This window comes from Amycolatopsis benzoatilytica AK 16/65 (assembly GCF_000383915.1).
GTDB classification, from domain to species: Bacteria; Actinomycetota; Actinomycetes; order Mycobacteriales; family Pseudonocardiaceae; genus Amycolatopsis; species Amycolatopsis benzoatilytica.
In genome coordinates this window covers 3,438,044-3,456,912 of the sequence record NZ_KB912942.1, presented here as the reverse complement: position 1 = coordinate 3,456,912, position 18,869 = coordinate 3,438,044, and the positions used below count along the sequence as shown (strand labels likewise).

Below are 18,869 nucleotides of genomic sequence, written 5' to 3'. Positions count from 1 at the left end.
GAGTGCCGATATGGTTCAGACCAATGCCATCACCAATGCTGCCACACCGAAACCGCTCAAGGAAAGGATTGTTTCCAAAGCCGTCCACGTTTTGAGGGTCTGCGTGACGGTAAGGCCGAAGTAGCGCGACACGATCCAGAATCCGCCGTCGTTCACGTGCGAGGCGATGATCGAACCGGCCGAGATCGCGACCACCAAGAGCGACAATTGCGCTTGCGAGTAGTGCAGGTCCATCACCGTGGGGGCAACGATGCCGCTCGTCGTCACGATCGCGACGGTTGCCGAGCCCTGTGCGATGCGCATGCCGCAGCTGATGATGTACGCCGCCAGCAGCACCGGAAGCCCGGCGTCGCCCAGCGAACCGGCCACCGCCTTGCCGATCCCGGTGGCGGACAGCACCGCGCCGAAGAACGAGCCCGCGCCGACCACGAGCAGGATCATGGCCACCGGGCGCAGCGCGTTCGCGGAAAGGTGCGCGAGATCCTGTCCGCTCATCCCGCGCCGGCGCCCGAGCAGCCAGGACGCCAGCATGGTCGCGATGGTCAGCGCGATCGCCGGGGTGCCGAGGAACGCCGCCACGCTCGCGCCGGCGGAACCCTTGGGCAGCAGGATACTGCCGAAGGTGCCGACCAGGATCAGCACCAGCGGCACCGCGATGATGCCGCCGACCAGCTTGAGCGACGGCGCCGTGCCCTCCTCGTCTTCGCCGTCGCCGGAAAGGTTGGCGAATTCCTCGGCCAGCGGCACGTCCACCCGCTTGCCGATCCACGTCGAGTACAGGATGCCGCCGATGAACCAGGCCGGGATGCCGCAGACCGCGCCCATCAGGATCAGCCAGCCGAGGTCCACGTGCAGCAGCCCGGCCGCGGCGACCGGCCCGGGGTGCGGCGGGATGAACGCGTGCGTGATGGAAAGCCCGGCGAGCAACGGCATCGCGTACAGCACGATGGAGCGGCCGCCCTGCTTGGCCGCGGCGTAGACCAGCGGCGCCAGCACGAAGATGCCGATGTCGAAGAAGACCGGGATGCCGAAGATCAGGCCGGACAAGCCCATCGCAAGCGGGGCGCGCTTCTCGCCGAACGCGCGCAGCAGCGCCGACGTGAGCACCCGCGCGCCGCCGGATTTCTCCAGAATCGAACCGAGCAGCGTGCCCAGCCCGATGATCGCCGCGATATGCCCGAGAATGCTGCCGAAACCCTTCTCCAGCAGCGAATCCGATGTCTTCTGCGCGGTGCCGACCAAGGTGCCGACCGGCACGCCGGCGGCGAGCGCGGTGAGCAGGCCCACCACGATCAGTGCGATGAAGGGTTCCAGCTTGACCTTGATGATGAGCAAGAGCAGCACCGCGATGGACGCCGCGGCCAGCGTGAGCAGGCCGGGCGTGCTGTGCTGCAGCCAGTGGATCATCGTCGACTCCCGGGGGACCGAAGGGAATGCCCGGCGAGCGCGCCGGTGGGGGAACCGTCCTCGAGCGCGGCGACGCCGTTCACGAAGACGTGGGAGAGGCCCGCGGCGGGCTGCCGCGGATTGTCGAACGTCGCGGTGTCGGCGATCGTTTCCGGATCGAACACCACGAGGTCTGCCGCGTAACCGGGCCGGACGAGGCCCCGGTCGGCGAGGCCCAGCCGCCGCGCGGCACGCCCGGTGAGGTGCGCGACGCAGTCGGCCAGTTCGAGAACGCCCAGTTCGCGGACGTAGCGCGCGAGATAGCGGGGGAAGGTGCCCCACGCGCGCGGGTGCGGCCGGGCGCCGACCAGAAGGCCGTCCGAGCCGCCGGTGTGCGTGCGGTGCCGCATGATGGCTTGCACGTTTTCCTCGTGGCCCACGTGCATCAGGCAGGAGGTGCCGAGCTGTTCGTCGACCAGCGTGTCGAAGTACAGCTCGGCCGGGGGTTTGCCGGCCGCCCGGGCGGAGGCCAGGACGCTGTGCCCCACCAGTGCGGCGTTTTCTTCCCGGCGCACCCCGTTGATTTCGATGGCGTCCCAGTCGATCGGGACGCCGTGCGCACCGTCCGAACCAGTCTCTTCGATCTGCGCCCGGATCCGCTCGCGAGTGTCCGGATCGGACAGTCGCGCCAGCGTCGGCGCCAGCCCGCCTTCGGTGGCCCAGCTCGGCAGCAAGGCGGAAAGGTAGGTGGCGCCGGGCAGGTACGGGTAGGTGTCGAGGGTGATGTCGCAGCCGTCGTCGAGCGCGTCGTCCAGCAGCCGCAGCAGATCCGGCGCTTTGCCCTTGTTGACGGAGAAGTTCATCGTCGCGTGCGCCAGGTGCAGCGGGCAGCCGGAGCGACGCGAGACGTCGACCATCTCGGCGAACGCTTCCAGCGCACCGGCCCCGTAGCTGCGGTGGTGCGGACTGTAATAGCCGCCGTGTTCGCCGACGACCCGGCACAGCTCGACCAGTTCCTCCGTGGTCGCGTACATCCCGGGCGTGTAAGTGAGCCCGGACGACAGGCCGAACGCGCCTTCGGCGAGACCGGTCGCGATGAGCTCCTTCATCCGGGTCATTTCGGCGTCGGTGGCCGGCCGGTCCGCCCAGCCCACCACCAGCATCCGGACCGTGCCCTGCGGCACCAGGTACGCGGCGTTGACCGCGATGCCCCGGTCCAGCCGGTCGAGGTATTCGCCGACCGAACGCCAGTTCCAGTCGAACCCGGCCGGGTCGTCGTTCCATCCGGCGAGCTGCTGGCGCAGCATGGCCAGCACCTCGTCGTTCACCGGCGCGTAGGACAGGCCGTCCTGGCCGAGCACCTCGGTGGTGACGCCCTGGCTGATCTTCGCCAGATGGTCCGGTTTGACGAGCAGCTGCAGGTCCGAATGCGAGTGCATGTCGACGAAACCGGGGGAGAGCACCATCCCGGTCGCGTCGAGCACGCGCGGCGCGGTGAGCGTTCCCGGCGCGGCGACGTCGGCGATGCGGTCGCCGGCGATCCCGACGTCGCGGATCTCCAGCGGGGCCCCGGTTCCGTCGGCGACCTGGGCGCCGCGGATCACGGCGTCCATCAGCGGCCGCCCATCAGAACCACGTCCGGACGAAGTCGATCACGGTTTCGCCGTCGGTGTCCACGACCGGCAGCAGCGACCACTTGTCGAACGTCGTGCACGGGTGCGAGAGGCCGAGCCGCACCCAGTCGCCGACCTCGACCGGCGAACCCTCGGGAAGCTCCAGGAACGAGTGCTGGTCGTTCATCTTCGGGACGGCGTGCCCGGCCAGTTCGGTCACCACGCCGTCCTTGCGCAGCAGCTGCGGTTCCGGCATGCCCTCGTCGAACGGCAGGTCGCGCTTGCCGGCGGTGAGCAGCGCCAGCTCCGGGGTCGGTTTGGAGGTGACTTGCGCCCAGGCGTGCAGCGCGGGACGGAAGCTTTCGACGCCCGCGATGCGCGGGTGGTCGCCGAGCGGCGAGATCTCGCGGTAGAAGCCGTCGTCGTGGGTCAGGTACGCGCCGCTGCGCAGGATCGGGACCACGTCCAGGCCATCGGGCCACGGCTTGGTCAGCTCGTCCGCGACCCGGTCGAAGTACGCGCTGCCGCCCGCGGTGACATACACCGGTCCTTCGGCGAGCAAACCCTTCTGCGCGAACATGATCGCCGCGTCCCGCAGAGTGTCCACATAGGAGCTGATCTTCGCCAGCGCGACTTCGTCGGTGTGGTGCGAGAGCGCGCCCTCGTAGCCTCCGGTGCCGCGCAGCCGCAGCACCGGGCTGTTCGCCGCCGCCTCAGCGACGGCCAGCGCGGTCGCCGCGTCGCGCGCGCCGGTCCGGCCGCCTTCGCCGCCCAGCTCCACCAGCACGTCTACCGGCCGCGCGGACCCGGCGAGCGCCTCGGTCATCAGCTCGACGCTGCGCACCGAGTCGACCCAGCACACGAACTCGAACTCCGGATCGGCGGCCAGTTCCCCGGCCAGCCAGCGCAGCGCGGACGGGTCCACGAGCTGGTTCGCCAGCAGGATCCGCGGCACGCCGAACGCGCGGTAGACCCGCAGATGCCCGGCGTTCGCCGCGGTGATGCCCCACGAGCCGTGCGCGAGCTGCCGGGCGAACAGTTCCGGCGCCATGGTCGTCTTGCCGTGCGGCGCGAGCGCTATGCCGCGTTCGGCGCACCAGCCGGCCATGGTGGCCAGGTTGTGTTCCAGCGCCGCCGCGTCGAGCACCGTGAACGGGCCGAAGAAGCCGTCGTCGAACAGCTTCGCGCGGCGCGCCGCGGCTTCGTCGAGGGTGAGCCCGGCCATTGCCGGAGGGAGAGCGCGGAAGCGCCAGTCGATCCGTTCGCCGCGCCCAGTCCGGACGGCGGCGGTAAGAGCGGCGTTGCTGTTCATCGAGACCTCAGGTTGCGTATAGTGCAACGTACGTTGCGCAAAATGCGTTGAATAGGTGTAGCATCCGGGTGGCCACAGGTCAACGGGGAAGGAACGTCAGTGACCAGCAGTCCGACCGGCTCGCCCGAGGTGCTCTGCATCGGCGAATCGATGGCGTTGTTCGTGCCCGCCGAACCCGGTCCGCCGGACGAGGTGCGCACCTGGCTGCGCACGATCGGCGGAGCCGAGTCGAATGTCGCGTGCCATCTGCCCGCGCTCGGCGTGCCGAGCGGATGGGTGAGCGCGGTCGGCGACGACCCGTTCGGCCGCGCCCTCGTCCGGGAGATCGCATCGGCGGGCGTCGACGTCAGCGGCGTCGTGGTCGACCCGGCACGTCCCACCGGGCTGTACGTGAAGGAGAGCGGTGCCGGCGGCAGCCCAGTCCGCTACTACCGAGCTGGTTCGGCCGCGTCCGGGCTCGGCCCGGAACTGGTGTCCCAGCTGGATTTCACCGGCGTGCGGGTGCTGCACCTCTCCGGCATCACGCCTGCCCTTTCGGACAGCTGTCTCGCGCTCGTGCGCGCCCTGCTGCAGCGGCCGCGCGGCGATCTGATCGTGTCGTTCGACGTGAACCACCGCCCGGCGCTGTGGGCCGGGCGCGACCTTTCCGTGCTCGCCGAGCTGGCCGGGCTGGCGGACTTGGTGCTGACCGGCGACGACGAAGCGGAACGCGTGTGGGGGACCGGCGATCCGGCGCGCCTGCGCGAACTCCTTCCCGGCCCGCGCACACTGGTCGTCAAGCAGGGGGAGCGCGGCGCGACGCTCGTCGAAGGCGATGCCGAGCCGTTGTTCGCTCCCGCGTTGAAGGTGGACGTGGTCGAGCCGGTCGGGGCGGGCGACGCGTTCGCGGCCGGTTTCCTCGCCGCGACCCTGCGCGGTGCGGACCCGCTGACGCGGCTGCGCCGCGGGCACTTGCAGGCGGCCGCGACGCTGCTGACTCAGGACGACGTCGGCGCCCCGCTGCCGGAGGACGTCATCGCGACCCTGGTGCGGGCGGACGCCGGAAGCTGGGGTTCGACCCGGCTGACCGCGGAAGGAGAGCTGGCGTTGTGAGCCAAAGTCTCGACCGAGCCTTGACCCTGCTGAGCGGCCTGGCCCGCGGCGGCAAGACGCTCGACGAACTGGCCGAAGAGATCGGCGTGCACAAGACGACCGTGCTGCGCCTGTTGCGCACTCTCGAATCGCACCATTTCGTGCGCCGCGAAGGCACCCGGCATTACCGGCTCGGCAGCGCACTGTTCGACCTGGCGAATCAGGCACTGGAAGACCGCGACGTCCGGCGCAGCGCGCACGAGGCGCTGGCCGCGCTGAACTCGCGCACCGGGCACACCGTGCACCTCGCTTCCTATGAGGACGGCGAAGTCGTCTACATCGACAAGTTCGAGGGACACCACGCGGTCCGGATGTATTCGCGGATCGGCAAACGCGCACCGCTGCACTGCACGGCGGTCGGCAAGGTGCTCGTCGCGGCGATGCCGCCGGCCAAGCGCGAGGAGATCGCCCGCGCGATCGACTACGTCGTGCTCACCGCGAACACGATCACCACGCCCGAGGCGTACTTGGCGGAACTCGAACGGGTCGCCGAGCGCGGGTACGCGGTGGACAATGCCGAGCACGAAGACTTCATCCACTGCATCGCCGCGCCGGTACGGGGCGAAGGCGGCGAAGTGCTCGCCGCCGCGTCCATGTCGGTGCCGAAGGTGCTGCTGGACTACGACGGCCTGCTGGCGCTCGTGCCCGAGCTGCTGGCCGCCGCGGAAGAGGCTTCCGTCCACAGTGGATGGACGGGGAACGGAAAGGGGCAATGATGGGCAAGACGGCGATCACCAGCGAGAACGCGCCGAAGCCGCCGGCGAACTTCTCGCAGGCCGTCCGCAAGGGGAACATCCTGCAGGTCGCCGGCGCGGTCGCGTTCGACCCGGCGACCAACGAAATCGTCGGCGACGACGTGGTGAGCCAGACCCGGCAGGTGTTCAAGAACCTGACCGCGCTGCTCGACGAAGCGGGTTCGAGCTTCGCGGACGCGGTGATGGTCCGGGTGTACCTCACCGACACCAGCCACTTCGCGGCGTTCAACGAGGTCTACAACGAACTGATCGGCGAAGCCCCGCACGCGGCCCGCACCACGGTGTACGTCGGCCTGCCCGCCGGCCTCCTGGTGGAGATCGACGTGCTCGCGGTGCTCGACTGATCTGCTGCTTTGTTCTGTGTGAAGGGCTCCTTGCCGGAGATTCCGGCAAGGAGCCCTTCACGGACGGCGGGATCAGCCCAGCACGCTCGTATACGCGTTGATGGCGGGTTGCCCGCCGAGGTGCGCGTACAGCACGTTCGAGTCCTTCGCGATCTCGCCGGTGCGCACCAGATCGATCAGCCCAGCCATCGACTTGCCCTCGTACACCGGGTCGGTGATCATCCCCTCCAGCCGCGCGGCGGTGCGGATCGCGTCGAGCGTCTGCTCGTCCGGGATGCCGTACACGCCCGCGTGGTACCGCTCGTCGAGGACGGTTTCGCCGACCGGTCCTGCTTCGATCAGCTCGGCGGTGTCCTCGGCGATCCGCCTGACCTGCTCGCGCGTCTCGTCCGGCTTCGCCGACGCGTCGATCCCGACGATCCGCCGCGTCTTCCCGCTGGCCGCCACGCCGGCGATCATTCCCGCCTGCGTGCTGCCGGTGACCGAGCAGACCACGACGGTGTCGAAGAAGACGCCCAGCTGCCGTTCCTGGTCTTCGAGCTCCAGCACCCAGTTCGCGAAACCGAGCCCGCCCAGCCGGTGGTCCGACGCGCCCGCCGGAATCGCGTACGGCGTGCCGCCGTTCTGCTCGACCTCGGCCAGCGCTTGCTCCCAGCTTTCCTTGAACCCGATGCCGAACCCGGCCTCGACCAACCGGACGTCCGCGCCGAGGATCCGCGACAGCTGGATGTTGCCGACCCGGTCGTGCAGCGGATCGTGCCAGTCCACCCAGCTTTCCTGCACCAGCACGGCTTTCATCCCGGCCCGCGCCGCGGCGGCGGCCACCTGCCGGGTGTGGTTGGACTGCACGCCGCCGATCGAGACCAGCGTGTCCGCGCCCTGGGCCAGCGCGTCCGCGACGAGGTATTCGAGCTTGCGGGTCTTGTTGCCGCCGAACGCGAGACCGGAGTTGAGGTCTTCGCGCTTGGCCCACACCGCGGCGCCGCCGAGGTGTTCGGTCAGCCGGTCCAGCCGGTGTACCGGGGAAGGTCCCACCAGCAGCGGACAGCGGGGGAAATCGGCCAGGCTCACACGTCCTCCAGCAGGGCTTCGAGATCGGTCCAAATCAAGGCGGTGACCCGTTTCGCGGCGATCGCGTCACCGTTTTCGAGAGCGGTGACGAGTTCCTCGTGCCGGGTCACCGAGCGGTGCGCGGGCAGGGAGCTGAAGCGGGCGTACTCGAGCCGGCGCAGCAGCGGGGTGTACCGGTCGAGCGTCGCCGCGACGGCGCGGTTGCCGCAGGCTTTGACCGGGATGTCGTGCAGTTCGTCGTCGGCCTCGATGGCTGCGTTCACATCGCCGGTCTCGACGGCTTCGCGGAACCGCTCGTTCGCCGCGCGCATCTGCGCGAAGTCGTCGCTGGTGAGCCGAGCGTCGGCGATGGCGAGTTCATGCAGCGCGCGCACGAGCCGGACCGCGTCGCGGACGTCGCTGGCCACGAACCCGGCGACCCGCGTGTAGCTCTGCGGCTTGGAGTCGACGAGCCGGTCCTCGGCAAGCCGCAGCAGCGCTTGCCGGACCGGGGCGCGGGAGAGCCCGAGCTGCTCGGCGAGGTCGGCGTCGCGCAGGGGAGTGCCCGGCGGCAGGGAGCCGTCGATGATGGCATGCCGGATCCGCTCGTACGCCTCGTCCCGGAGGAGGGGGCGGGAGACTTTGGGGAGTGCACTCACATCTAACATGTTAGATGTTGGAAGCGCGGAGCGGCAAGGGGTCGCCTCCAGCTCGCCCGAAACGACGATCCCCGCAACTCCCTGAAACCCAGGGTGTTGCGGGGATCCGGGGAACTCGCCTGCCGGGAGCCGGCCTTCCGGCGAAGCATCGTCGGCTCCCGGGAGCGCCGTCGCCTGGCGCCTCAGCGGCGGGGACCAGCGCGAACGGATCAGTACACCGGCCCGGTGTACTTCTCGCCCGGCCCCTGGCCCGGCGGGTCCGGCACGGCCGAAGCTTCGCGGAACGCCTTCTGCAGCGACTGCAACCCGTCGCGCAGCGGGCCGGCGTGCAGGCCGAGGTACTCGGCCGAGGCGGTGACCAGGCCGGCCAGCGCGGTGATCAGGCGGCGCGCCTCGTCGAGGTCGCGGTGCGGCGAGTTGTCCGGGTCGGCGTCGGCGAGGCCGAGCCGTTCGGCGCCCGCGGACAGCAGCATCACCGCGGCGCGGCTGATCACCTCGACGCTCGGAATCTCCTCGAGCCCGCGGTTGTCCGGGGAATACGGGGGCGGTGGCGATGGTTGTTCTGACACGTCTGGTACCCTTCCACGTGCGACCAGCTCCCGAGCGATCGGGGGCGGCAAGTGGAGCCCCGCTCCCACCCGCGTCACCGCCTCAGGTGTCCGGGTCCGGTCTCGCCAGCGTGGTTCATGCTCGAGCGGCATTGTCCCACGAAGGCGAAGCGTTCGGCCGTCCGGCCGGAGGCGATCGGAGACAGAGCGGGCCCCGTGCACCGGCAACTGCCGGCGGCGGGGCCTGAATCATGTGGGCACCAGGTCGAAACGAGAAGAAAGCAACTCGGACCAAGGAGGCCCCATCAGCTCCGAGACACGCATCAACGAACGCATCCGGGTGCCGGAAGTCCGGCTCGTCGGCCCTAACGGCGAGCAGGTCGGCATCGTCCGGATCGAAGATGCGCTGCGGCTTGCCCAGGAGGCAGACCTCGACCTCGTCGAGGTGGCCCCGCAGGCCCGCCCGCCCGTGGCCAAGCTCATGGACTTCGGCAAGTTCAAGTACGAGAGCGCGCAGAAGGCCCGTGAGTCCCGCCGCAACCAGCAGCTGACCGTCATCAAGGAACAGAAGCTGCGGCCGAAGATCGACCAGCACGACTACGAGACCAAAAAGGGTCACGTGTCGCGGTTCCTGGCGGCGGGCAACAAGGTCAAGGTCACGATCATGTTCCGCGGACGCGAGCAGTCCCGGCCGGAACTCGGTTTCCGGCTGCTGCAGAAGCTCGCCGACGACGTCACCGAACTCGGTTTCGTCGAGTCGTCGCCGAAGCAGGACGGACGCAACATGATCATGGTGCTGGCCCCGCACAAGAACGTGAAGCCGAAGACGGCGAAGGCCGAAGCGGCGGAAGCGGCTCCCGAGGCGTAGCGCACCGGCGCCGACCAGCACAGTCAGCGGCACACCGGGATTTCCGGTGTGCCGCCGCACGGAAGAGGACAACAAGCATGCCGAAGATGAAGACGCACAAGGGCACGTCCAAGCGGATCCGGGTGACCGGCTCGGGCAAGCTGCGTCGCCAGAAGGCCGGCCGTCGCCACCTGATGGAGAAGAAGTCCAACCGCCTCACCCGCCGGCTCGAGGGCACCACCGAGGTCGCCCAGAACGACACCGGCCGCGTGAAGCGCCTGCTCGGCCTCTGAGCCTCGCACCCTTTCCCGACCACCCCGGGGTCCTCGCACCCCCCGAATTCGACAGGATGGACCAGTGGCACGCGTCAAGCGGGCGGTCAACGCCCAGAAGAAGCGTCGCGCGACTCTCGAACTGGCCAGCGGCTACCGCGGCCAGCGTTCGCGGCTGTACCGCAAGGCCAAGGAGCAGACGCTCCACTCGCTCAACTACGCCTACCGCGACCGCCGCGCGCGCAAGGGTGACTTCCGCCAGCTGTGGATCACCCGCATCAACGCGGCCGCTCGCGCCAACGGCGTGACCTACAACCGGTTCATCCAGGGCCTCAAGGCCGCTGGTGTCGAGGTTGACCGCAAGATCCTCGCGGACCTCGCGGTGAACGACGCGGCTGCCTTCGCCGCGCTCGCCGAGGTCGCCAAGGCGAACGTGACGACCGGCGAAGCGAAGTCGGCCTGACCGGCAACCACTTCCGACCCGGGGCGGATCCGTTCACCGAACGGACCCCCCGGGTTGTTGCTGCGCGCAAGCTGACCCGGCGCGCGGAGCGCGACAAGACCGGCCGTTTCCTGGCCGAAGGGGTCAACGCGGTGGAAGCGGCCCTGGCGCACGGGACCGTGCACGAGCTGTTCGTGACCGAACGCGCCGCCGCGGCTCACCCAGGTCTGGTGGACGCGGCCCCGCGGGTGTCTCCGATCACCGACCGGGCGGCCGCGAGCCTGTCGGAAACCGTGACGCCGCAAGGAATCATCGCGGTCTGCTCGCTGGTCGACCGCCCGCTGGAAACGGTCCTCGAGTCGGCGCGGCTGGTCGTGGTCCTGGTGGACGTCGCCGAACCCGGCAACGCCGGCACGGTCATCCGGGTCGCCGACGCGGCAGGCGCCGACGCGGTGGTCCTGGCCGGTGACACGGTCGACCCGCACAACGGGAAGAGCGTCCGAGCCGCCGCCGGGTCGTTGTTCCAGGTCCCGCTGGCCCGGGAGCGCGACGTCTCGTCGGTGCTGTCCGCGCTGCGCACGGCCGGCCTCCGAACGCTGGCGGCGCACGGATATGCCTCGACTTCGCTGGAGACGGTCCAGTTCGGAGACCCGGTGGCGTGGGTGTTCGGCAACGAGGCGCACGGTCTGCCGGAAGAAGTCCTGACGTCGGTGGACGAGTCGGTCCGGATCCCGTTGTACGGCAAGGCGGAAAGCCTGAACTTGGCCACCGCGGCGGCCGTCTGTGTCTATACCGCGGCGATGGCTGCGCACCGGTGACGTCTGCGGCAACGGCCGCGTCCCTGCTTTCCTTGGCCGTGCGACGCTACGGCTTCTGCTTTGCTGATCTTTCTCTTTGCGTGTGTTGACCCCCGCCGACGTTCCGGCGTGGGCGCGCGCACTTTTCCGACGACCCGCGACCGCAGGTGTCGCGGTGCGTATCTCGAGCGGTGCGCCGCACCACTATTCCCTCGTCGGCCAGTCCGCTCGCCCGGCTGTCGTTGCGGTCCTGCATGGTCCTGCGGCGTTGGGCATTTCCCCTTCGGCGGGTCGCGCTGCGGCGGGTGCGCTGCTGGCGAGTCGTGCCTCCGGCGTGGTCGCGCTGCGGGCGGGTGGCGCTGCTGCGGAACCACGCACGTCCGGCCACTCGGGAGAGGCGTTGCTGTGTTCCTCGCGGCAGTGGCCAGCCCATCCGCGAGCGGAGCCGCGCAATTTGTCCCTCGACGCACCAGCGCCTCCGGCAGCAGCCAGTCCGGATCCCTCGCCACGCCAAGCAGCTGCTCGTCCGGGACATGCTCACCTGATCTGCTGACCGTCGTCCGGGTCGGCGGGCACGGTCGGTCGTGGTCGCCGGGCGGATCCGGCGCAGCCGCTCCGGAAGCGGAGGGTGAGCGGCCGGGGCCGGCGGCCGATCCCCTAGACTGAGCTGCCCGATGTGCACGTGTGGCGCCATGCCCGCGTGCCGCCGACAACACCAGTCCCAGCGGACGCCGAGGAGTCATGTCCGGAGCCACAGAACAGCCGGTCGACGTGCTCGCACCGGAGACCCTGCGTGCGGCGATCAAGGCGGCCGAGGAAGCCTTCGCCGGCGCGGCCGACCTGGACGCGCTCGCCGCCGTCAAACCGGCCCATCTCGGTGACCAGTCGCCGCTGCTGCTCGCGCGCCGGGCGATCGGCGCGCTGCCCAAGCAGGAGAAGGCCGAAGCAGGCAAGCTCGTCAACGAGGCCCGCCAGGCCGTTCAGTCTGCCTTCGACTCGCGGCGCGCGGCGCTGCAGGCCGAGCGCGACGAGCGCGTGCTCCGCGAGGAAGCCGTCGACGTCACGCTGCCGTGGGACCAGGTCCCGCGCGGTGCCCGGCATCCGATCAGCACGCTGTCCGAGCGCATCGCCGACGTCTTCGTCGCCATGGGCTACGAGGTCGCCGAAGGGCCTGAGCTCGAGGCCGAGTGGTTCAACTTCGACGCGTTGAACTTCGGCAAGGACCACCCGGCACGCCAGCTGCAGGACACGTTCTACGTCGGCGAGGAAGACTCCGGCCTGGTGCTGCGCACGCACACCTCGCCGGTACAGGCGCGCAGCCTGCTGCACCGCGACCTGCCGGTGTACGTCGTCTGCCCGGGCCGCACCTACCGCACCGACGAGCTCGACTCGACGCACACGCCGGTGTTCACCCAGGTCGAGGGCCTCGCCGTCGACAAGGGCCTCACCATGGCGCACCTCAAGGGCACGCTCGACGCGTTCGCCCGCGCGATGTTCGGCGAGCAGTCCAAGACCCGGCTGCGGCCGCACTTCTTCCCGTTCACCGAGCCGTCGGCGGAGGTCGACGTCTGGTTCGAGGAGAAGAAGGGCGGTCCCGGCTGGGTCGAATGGGGCGGCTGCGGCATGGTCAACCCGAACGTGCTCCGCGCCTGCGGCGTCGACCCGGAGGTTTACTCCGGCTTCGCGTTCGGCATGGGCATCGAGCGGACCCTGCAGTTCCGCAACGGCATCCCGGACATGCGCGACATGGTCGAAGGCGACGTCCGGTTCACCCTTCCCTTCGGAACGGAGGCGTAGTGCGAGTCCCGGTGAGCTGGCTGACCGAGCATCTCGAGCTGGATGCCGAGGTCACGCCCCAGGACCTGGCCGACGCTTTCGTGCGGATCGGGATCGAGGTCGACGAGCTGAGCAAGCTCGGCCCGGTGACCGGCCCGCTCGTGGTCGGCCGCGTCGCGGAGATCGAGGAACTGACCGAGTTCAAGAAGCCGGTCCGGTTCTGCCGCGTCGAGGTCGGCGAGGAACCCGATCCGGAGCCCGAGCCCGACGAGTCCGAAGACGACGACGAGGACGGCCCGCTCGAGAACGAAGGCCCGCACGGCATCAAAACCCGCGGCATCGTCTGCGGCGCGCGCAACTTCGTCGAGGGCGACCTCGTCGTGGTCGCCCTGCCGGGCGTGGTCCTGCCGGGCGACTTCGAGATCGCCGCGCGCAAGACCTACGGCAAGATCAGCGACGGCATGATCTGCTCCGCGCTGGAGCTCGGCCTCGGCGACGACCACACCGGCATTCTCGTGCTGCCGCCGGGCACCGCCAGCCCGGGCGACGACGCGAAGGAACTGCTCGGCCTCGACGACACCGTCATCGAGGTCACGCCGACCCCGGACCGCGGCTACACGCTGTCGATTCGCGGCCTGGCGCGCGAGCTGTCCAATGCGCTCGACGTGCCGTTCGGCGACCCGGCGGCGCTCGACGCTTTCCCGGAAGCAGAAGGCGACGCGTGGCCAGTACGGGTCGAGGACCCGGAAGGCTGCCCGCGCTTCGTGCTGCGCCGCGTCACCGGTCTCGACGCGACCGCGCCGACGCCGTGGTGGATGCGCCGCAGGCTGATGCTGGCCGGCATCCGGTCCATTTCGCTCGCGGTCGACGTCACCAACTACGTCATGCTCGAGCTCGGCCACCCGCTGCACGCCTTCGCGACCAGCTCCGTCCAGGGCGACCTGGTGGTGCGCCGCGCGGCCGCGGGGGAGAAGCTCACCACGCTCGACGACGTGGAGCGCACCCTCGACGCGGACGACATCGTCATCGCCGACGACAGCGGTGTCATCTCGCTCGCCGGCACGATGGGCGGGGCCAGCACGGAGATCACCCCGGAAAGCACCGATGTGCTTCTCGAGGCGGCGCACTGGAATCCGGCGTCGATCAGCCGCACCGCGCGCCGGCACAAACTGTTCTCCGAGGCGGCGAAGCGCTTCGAGCGCTACACCGACCCGGCGCTGTGCGCGGCTGCGGTCGAACTCGCCGCCCGCCTGCTGCGGCAGTACGGCGAAGGCGCGATCCAGCCTGGCCGCACCGACGTCGGCGGCGTCGCCCCGCACGAGCCGGTCACCATGCCGATCAACCTGCCCGACCAGATCGCTGGCGTGCGCTACGAGCGCGGCGTCACCGTCAAACGGCTCGGCCAGATCGGCTGCAAGGTCCAGCTGAGCACCAGCGATCAGGGGGTCGGCCTGGTCACCGCGACGCCGCCCAGCTGGCGCGGCGACCTCGTGCAACCTTCCGACCTCGTCGAGGAGGTGCTGCGGCTCGAAGGCTACGACAGCATCCCGTCGGTGCTGCCCGCCGCGCCAGCGGGCCGCGGTCTCAGCGAGACGCAACGCCGCAGTCGCGCGGTCTCCCGCGCACTCGCCGAGGCGGGCTACGTGGAGGTGCGGCCGTTCCCGTTCATCGGCGACGCGGTCTGGGACGCCTTCGGCCTGCCCGAGGACGACATCCGCCGCCAGACGGTGCGGGTGCGCAACCCGCTGGAAGCCGACCGCGACCGGATGGCCACCACGCTCCTGCCTGGCCTGCTGGACACGTTGCAGCGCAACGTTTCCCGAGGCATGCGGGACGTGTCGCTGTTCCACGTCGGCCAGGTCGTGCTGCCGAAGCCGAACCAGCTGAAGGTCCCGGACCTCGGAGTCGAGCATCGCCCGAGCGACGAGGAACTCGCCGTGCTGGAGGCCGCCGTGCCCGCCCAGCCGGTGCACGTCGCCGCCGTCCTCAGCGGCCAGCGCCCGCGCGCTGGCTGGTGGGGCAAGGGCGAGCAGGCCGGCTGGGCCGACGCTGTGCAGGCCGCGCGACTGGTCGCCGAGGCGGCCGGCGTGGAGCTGACCGTGCAGGCCGCGGACTTGCTGCCATGGCATCCGGGCCGCTGCGCCCAGCTGCGAGTCGGCGACTGGCCGGTGGGCCACGCGGGCGAGCTGCACCCGAAGGTCGTCGAAGCTCTCGGCCTGCCGCCGCGCACGGTCGCGATGGAACTCGACCTCGACGCGATCCCGTTGCCCGACTCCCGGCCGGCACCCAGCATTTCGGCTTACCCGCCGGTGCTGCTGGACGTCGCATTGGTCGTCGGCACGGACGTCCCGTCCGCCGACCTTGCCGACGTGCTCCGCGAGGGCGCCGGCGAGCTGCTCGAAGAGATCACTCTCTTCGACGTGTACATCGGCGAGCAGCTCGGCGAAGACAAGCGGTCCCTGGCGTACAAGCTCCGCTTCCGCGCCGCGGACCGCACCCTCACCGTCGACGAGGCCACCAAGTCCCGCGACGCCGCGGTCGCCGCTGCCGGCGAGCGCTTCGGAGCCACGCTCCGCGCCTGACCTGCCGTTGCCCCGCCCCGCGCTCCGTCCGATCCCGGCCGGTCAGCCGGGGCGGGGGAGCGCTGGTGTCATAGCACCTCCTTTCCTTTCTGCCGCTTCTCGTTCGTCGCATCAGCTGAGGTGTTTCATCGCCTCCCGCACGGACAACGGAGACAATCCCGGGTGCGCCCGCACGAACCCGCGCACCCATTCCGGCTCAGCCCGGGCGTGATCCCGCAGCGCCCAGCCGATTCCCTTGCGCAGGAAGAAATCCCGGTCGTCGAGGTTCGCCTCGATCGCGTCGGCGAGCAGCTCTTGGTCGACCTCGTCCTTTGCGCTGACCTGACAGATCACCGCCGTCCGCCGGCGCCAGCGGTCGGCATCCGTCATCCAGCGCCGCAGAACAGGCGTGACCGCCGCCCGATGTGTGCGCAGGATCGGCCCGACGCGGCGGATCGCGACCTCGTCGACGTAGTCCCACCACGCCCCGGTGACGATCAGCTCCTCGTACATCGTCAATAGGTCCGGGTCTTGCCACTGCCGATAGGCGCGATGCCCGGACAGGGTGATTGCCGCGTACCGCTCCTCCCGGTACTGCGCTTCCCGCCACAAAGCAAGGACGGTGTCGCGAAAGCTCACTCGATCGGGCAAAAGATGCTCGGCGAAGACGGCCTTCAGCAACTTGCCGCGCTCCGGCTTCGGCACCCCGCGAAACGGCATCGCGGATTTCATGTACGCCTGCATTTCCGGTGCTTTCGCCGGGTCGGCCAGCTCGGCCAGCCCGGTCCGCACCGCCGCGAGGACCGGTTCGTTCGCACCCATCGGGGGCCACCTCCACCGCTTCGAATCCCGACGAACGGGGGACCGCGCAACTCGTGTCGGGAGACGAGATTGTGCCGCGCGGCCGGTAGTTTCGACGAGTTCGGGTTGCCGTCGGACGAAAAGGACCACAGTGAGGAAAATCGTCACCGCGCTGGCCGTTGCCGCTGTCGCGGCCGGAACGCTGGCTTTCGTGCCCGCCGCCTCCGCGGCGCAGCCGGAAACCGCGGGATACGCCCCGCCGTCGATCAAGTGGGGCCAGTGCGCCACGCCGAGCCTCAAGAAAGCCGGCGCGGAATGCGGCTTCCTTGTGGCGCCGATGGACTATGCGCACCCCGCCGGCGAGACCGTGCAGATCGCGGTTTCCCGGGTGAAGCACAAAACCGCGCAGTACCAAGGCGTGATGCTGGTGAACCCGGGTGGGCCCGGGGGCTCCGGGCTCGGGCTTTCGGTGTTGGGCCGCAACGTCCCCCGGCACGCGGGCGACAGCTATGACTGGATCGGCTTCGATCCGCGCGGCGTCGGGGCCAGCAAGCCAGCGCTGACGTGCGATGCGAACTACTTCTCCTACGATCGCCCGGCCTATGTGCCGAAGACGCTGCAGCAGGAGAACGCTTGGCGCGCCAAGACGAAGGGCTATGCCAAGGCGTGCGCGAAGAACGGACCGCTGCTCGACCACATCAAGACCACGGACGTCGCGCAGGACATGGAGAGCCTGCGCAAGGCACTCGGCGAAGACAAGATCAACTACTACGGGTTCTCCTACGGCACCTACCTCGGCCAGGTCTACAGCACGCTGTATCCCGAGCGGGTGCGGCGGATGGTGCTCGACGGGAACGTCGACCCGCGCAAGGTTTGGTATCAGGCGAACCTCGACCAGGACGTCGCGTTCGACCGCAACATCAAGATCTACTTCGGCTGGCTCGCGAAGTACGACAACGTCTACCACCTCGGCAAGACCGGCTCGGCGGTCGAACAGCTCTGGTACGCGCAGCAGCGGAAACTCGACCGGACGCCGGCCGGCGGCGTGATCGGCGGCGACGAGTGGACCGACGTCTTCCTGCAGGCCGGGTACTACGTGTTCGGCTGGGAAGACATGGCCAAGGCGTTCGACGGCTGGGTGCACCGGGGCGACTGGCAGACGCTGAAGGCGTTGTACGACAAGGCGAACACGCCCGGCGATGACAACGGGTTCGCGGTGTACAACGCGGTGCAGTGCAGCGACGTGCAGTGGCCGGCAGTGTGGGACCGCTGGAGGCGGGACGCTTGGGCCACTCACGTGCGTGCGCCCTTCGAGACCTGGAGCAACACCTGGTACAACGCGAGCTGCCTGGACTGGCCCGCGAAGCCGGGCAAGCCGGTGGCGATCGACGGTGCGAAGGTTGGCGGCGCCTTGCTGATCAGCGAGGAGCTCGACGCGGCCACGCCGTACTCGGGCAGCCTCGAGGTGCGCAAGCGGTATCCGCACGCAAGCCTGATCAGCGCGCCCGGCGGGACGACGCATGCCGGCTCGCTCTCCGGAGTGGCGTGCGTGGACGACAAGGTCGCTGACTACCTCGCCACCGGCCAGCTGCCGAAGCGTGTGCCCGGCGACCGCTCGGACGCCCAGTGCGCTCCGGTGCCGCCGCCGGTTCCGGCTCCGGTCGCGACCGGCCCGCAGCAGAAGGCGGACGCCGAGGCGAAGGCTGCGGCAGAGGCGAAGCAGAGCCTCCTTGCCGGGTTGCTGCGCTTCTGAGCTGGTGTGCACGGTGCCCCGGTCTGGTTCGCCAGGCCGGGGCATTGTTCTGTTCGGTCGGGTGTTCTCCTGCTCGTTCACCGGTCCCCCTCGGTCGTGGTTCGTGATTGCCGGGGACGCTACGACGGGGCACCGACAATTTCGGAACGCAGTCACCCGATCGCGTTAAGTGAGCGAAATTGTCGGGGGCACCGGATACCTTCGCGGCCATGACGATCATTCAGGAGCACCGGACCGAAGTCCGGGCAGGAGAAGTCCAGTACCAGGTCGCGGTCATCACTCGCACCGAGGACGGAGAGCCGGAGCGGGTCACCGTCACGGTCGGTGGCGAGCGGCCGGACGGCGAACTCGTGGTGGAAGGCAGGCTCGACCTGGACGTGGGCTCGGTCAGCACGGTCGCCGAGTTGCTGGGCACGAGCTTGCGCACGTTCGCCGGCGGCGGTTCCCGGCGAAGATCGGCCAGACGGCCGGCCCAGCAGGGCAGACCGTGGACCGAGGAGATGGACGCCGAGCTGGAAGCCCGCTGGCTCGCCGGCGACACGGTGGCGGACATCGCACGGCATTTCGCCCGGACACCGGGCGGGATCCGCGCTCGGCTGCCGAGGGTCGGCTGCGATCCGGAGCATCCGGGGAACCACCTGCCGACGCCGCCGAGTCTGCGCGAGGCGGAGGAGGGTGCCGACTGACGACTGCGCGCCGGGCTTTCATGCGGCCGCAGGTTGGAACGCTGGCGTTGTTCGCTCGTCGGCGGGCTGGGAGCTGGTATGCGGAAAGGCCGGTCGCAGGGCCCGAATGGTCGGCCCTAGTCGGATGGTCTGGGTG

At 69.8% G+C, this 18,869-nt stretch carries 18 protein-coding genes; 11 read left to right on the top strand and 7 right to left on the bottom strand.

Going from position 1 to position 18,869, the window contains the following annotated elements:
- Nucleotides 1-15: 15 nt before the first annotated feature.
- The 3 genes from AMYBE_RS0115800 to AMYBE_RS0115790 are packed head-to-tail and all read right to left on the bottom strand — an operon-like array spanning nt 16 to nt 4,311.
- Nucleotides 16-1,407, bottom strand: a complete 1,392-nt coding sequence (locus tag AMYBE_RS0115800) for a GntP family permease (RefSeq protein WP_020660362.1) — start codon at nt 1,405-1,407, stop codon at nt 16-18.
- Nucleotides 1,404-2,999 carry an N-acyl-D-amino-acid deacylase family protein gene (locus tag AMYBE_RS0115795; RefSeq protein ID WP_020660361.1) on the bottom strand — a complete coding sequence of 532 codons (1,596 nt, stop codon included), beginning with the start codon at nt 2,997-2,999 and terminating at the stop codon, nt 1,404-1,406. Before AMYBE_RS0115795 ends, AMYBE_RS0115800 begins: the two co-directional genes overlap by 4 nt.
- Before the next feature lie 13 nt (nt 3,000-3,012).
- A complete protein-coding gene (locus tag AMYBE_RS0115790) occupies nt 3,013-4,311 on the bottom strand; it encodes an amino acid deaminase (protein WP_027927688.1) in 1,299 nt (432 codons plus the stop codon).
- A gap of 150 nt (nt 4,312-4,461) precedes the next feature.
- Here AMYBE_RS0115790 and AMYBE_RS0115785 point away from each other — a divergent pair, with 150 nt between their 5' ends.
- From AMYBE_RS0115785 to AMYBE_RS0115775, 3 genes are read left to right on the top strand one after another with little or no spacing between them, the layout of a single operon-like run.
- Entirely contained in the window at nt 4,462-5,403 is a 942-nt protein-coding gene (locus tag AMYBE_RS0115785; RefSeq protein WP_245573395.1) for a sugar kinase, read from the top strand.
- Entirely contained in the window at nt 5,400-6,158 is a 759-nt protein-coding gene (locus AMYBE_RS0115780) for an IclR family transcriptional regulator (RefSeq protein ID WP_020660358.1), read from the top strand. The genes AMYBE_RS0115785 and AMYBE_RS0115780 overlap by 4 nt, the downstream gene beginning before the upstream one ends.
- Entirely contained in the window at nt 6,158-6,541 is a 384-nt protein-coding gene (locus AMYBE_RS0115775) for a RidA family protein (RefSeq protein WP_020660357.1), read from the top strand. Before AMYBE_RS0115780 ends, AMYBE_RS0115775 begins: the two co-directional genes overlap by 1 nt.
- Nucleotides 6,542-6,613: 72 nt before the next feature.
- Here the strand turns inward: AMYBE_RS0115775 and AMYBE_RS0115770 are convergent, their stop codons facing one another.
- The 3 genes from AMYBE_RS0115770 to AMYBE_RS0115760 all read right to left on the bottom strand — a co-directional run bounded on the left by AMYBE_RS0115770 (nt 6,614) and on the right by AMYBE_RS0115760 (nt 8,819).
- The gene (locus AMYBE_RS0115770; protein WP_020660356.1) at nt 6,614-7,612 is read right to left on the bottom strand and encodes a 1-aminocyclopropane-1-carboxylate deaminase; all 999 of its coding nucleotides are present in this window, start codon (nt 7,610-7,612) and stop codon (nt 6,614-6,616) included.
- Entirely contained in the window at nt 7,609-8,259 is a 651-nt protein-coding gene (locus AMYBE_RS0115765; RefSeq protein WP_051124710.1) for a GntR family transcriptional regulator, read from the bottom strand. Before AMYBE_RS0115765 ends, AMYBE_RS0115770 begins: the two co-directional genes overlap by 4 nt.
- Before the next feature lie 200 nt (nt 8,260-8,459).
- Nucleotides 8,460-8,819, bottom strand: coding sequence for a DUF1844 domain-containing protein (locus tag AMYBE_RS0115760; RefSeq protein ID WP_027927686.1), 360 nt, complete (start codon nt 8,817-8,819; stop codon nt 8,460-8,462).
- A 232-nt stretch (nt 8,820-9,051) separates the two neighbouring features.
- Between AMYBE_RS0115760 and infC the strand changes: the two genes are divergently transcribed.
- From infC to pheT, 6 genes are all read left to right on the top strand, one after another.
- A complete protein-coding gene (infC, locus tag AMYBE_RS0115755; protein ID WP_020660353.1) occupies nt 9,052-9,666 on the top strand; it encodes a translation initiation factor IF-3 in 615 nt (204 codons plus the stop codon).
- A gap of 77 nt (nt 9,667-9,743) precedes the next feature.
- The gene (gene rpmI / locus AMYBE_RS0115750) at nt 9,744-9,938 is read left to right on the top strand and encodes a 50S ribosomal protein L35 (protein WP_020660352.1); all 195 of its coding nucleotides are present in this window, start codon (nt 9,744-9,746) and stop codon (nt 9,936-9,938) included.
- Between the two features lie 64 nt (nt 9,939-10,002).
- Nucleotides 10,003-10,380, top strand: a complete 378-nt coding sequence (rplT, locus tag AMYBE_RS0115745; protein WP_020660351.1) for a 50S ribosomal protein L20 — start codon at nt 10,003-10,005, stop codon at nt 10,378-10,380.
- Nucleotides 10,377-11,177, top strand: coding sequence for a TrmH family RNA methyltransferase (locus AMYBE_RS0115740; protein ID WP_245573394.1), 801 nt, complete (start codon nt 10,377-10,379; stop codon nt 11,175-11,177). Before rplT ends, AMYBE_RS0115740 begins: the two co-directional genes overlap by 4 nt.
- Before the next feature lie 720 nt (nt 11,178-11,897).
- A complete protein-coding gene (pheS, locus tag AMYBE_RS0115735) occupies nt 11,898-12,953 on the top strand; it encodes a phenylalanine--tRNA ligase subunit alpha (protein WP_020660349.1) in 1,056 nt (351 codons plus the stop codon).
- Nucleotides 12,953-15,514 carry a phenylalanine--tRNA ligase subunit beta gene (gene pheT / locus AMYBE_RS0115730; protein WP_020660348.1) on the top strand — a complete coding sequence of 854 codons (2,562 nt, stop codon included), beginning with the start codon at nt 12,953-12,955 and terminating at the stop codon, nt 15,512-15,514. Before pheS ends, pheT begins: the two co-directional genes overlap by 1 nt.
- A gap of 111 nt (nt 15,515-15,625) precedes the next feature.
- Here the strand turns inward: pheT and AMYBE_RS0115725 are convergent, their stop codons facing one another.
- Complete coding sequence (locus AMYBE_RS0115725) at nt 15,626-16,315, bottom strand: DNA alkylation repair protein (protein WP_020660347.1); 690 nt, start codon at nt 16,313-16,315, stop codon at nt 15,626-15,628.
- A 130-nt stretch (nt 16,316-16,445) separates the two neighbouring features.
- Here AMYBE_RS0115725 and AMYBE_RS0115720 point away from each other — a divergent pair, with 130 nt between their 5' ends.
- Entirely contained in the window at nt 16,446-18,047 is a 1,602-nt protein-coding gene (locus AMYBE_RS0115720) for an alpha/beta hydrolase (protein ID WP_020660346.1), read from the top strand.
- Nucleotides 18,048-18,256: 209 nt separating this feature from the next.
- Entirely contained in the window at nt 18,257-18,733 is a 477-nt protein-coding gene (locus AMYBE_RS0115715) for a hypothetical protein (protein WP_020660345.1), read from the top strand.
- Nucleotides 18,734-18,869 lie beyond the last annotated feature (136 nt).

Coding starts and splice junctions, on each gene's coding strand:
- AMYBE_RS0115725 (WP_020660347.1), bottom strand. CDS start 16,315: ATGGGTGCGAACGAACCGGTCCTCGCGGCGGTGCGGACCGGGCTGGCC.
- AMYBE_RS0115775 (WP_020660357.1), top strand. CDS start 6,158: ATGGGCAAGACGGCGATCACCAGCGAGAACGCGCCGAAGCCGCCGGCG.
- AMYBE_RS0115795 (WP_020660361.1), bottom strand. CDS start 2,999: ATGGACGCCGTGATCCGCGGCGCCCAGGTCGCCGACGGAACCGGGGCC.
- rpmI (WP_020660352.1), top strand. CDS start 9,744: ATGCCGAAGATGAAGACGCACAAGGGCACGTCCAAGCGGATCCGGGTG.
- AMYBE_RS0115765 (WP_051124710.1), bottom strand. CDS start 8,259: ATGTTAGATGTGAGTGCACTCCCCAAAGTCTCCCGCCCCCTCCTCCGG.
- AMYBE_RS0115785 (WP_245573395.1), top strand. CDS start 4,462: ATGGCGTTGTTCGTGCCCGCCGAACCCGGTCCGCCGGACGAGGTGCGC.
- pheS (WP_020660349.1), top strand. CDS start 11,898: ATGTCCGGAGCCACAGAACAGCCGGTCGACGTGCTCGCACCGGAGACC.
- AMYBE_RS0115790 (WP_027927688.1), bottom strand. CDS start 4,311: ATGAACAGCAACGCCGCTCTTACCGCCGCCGTCCGGACTGGGCGCGGC.
- AMYBE_RS0115715 (WP_020660345.1), top strand. CDS start 18,257: ATGACGATCATTCAGGAGCACCGGACCGAAGTCCGGGCAGGAGAAGTC.
- AMYBE_RS0115800 (WP_020660362.1), bottom strand. CDS start 1,407: ATGATCCACTGGCTGCAGCACAGCACGCCCGGCCTGCTCACGCTGGCC.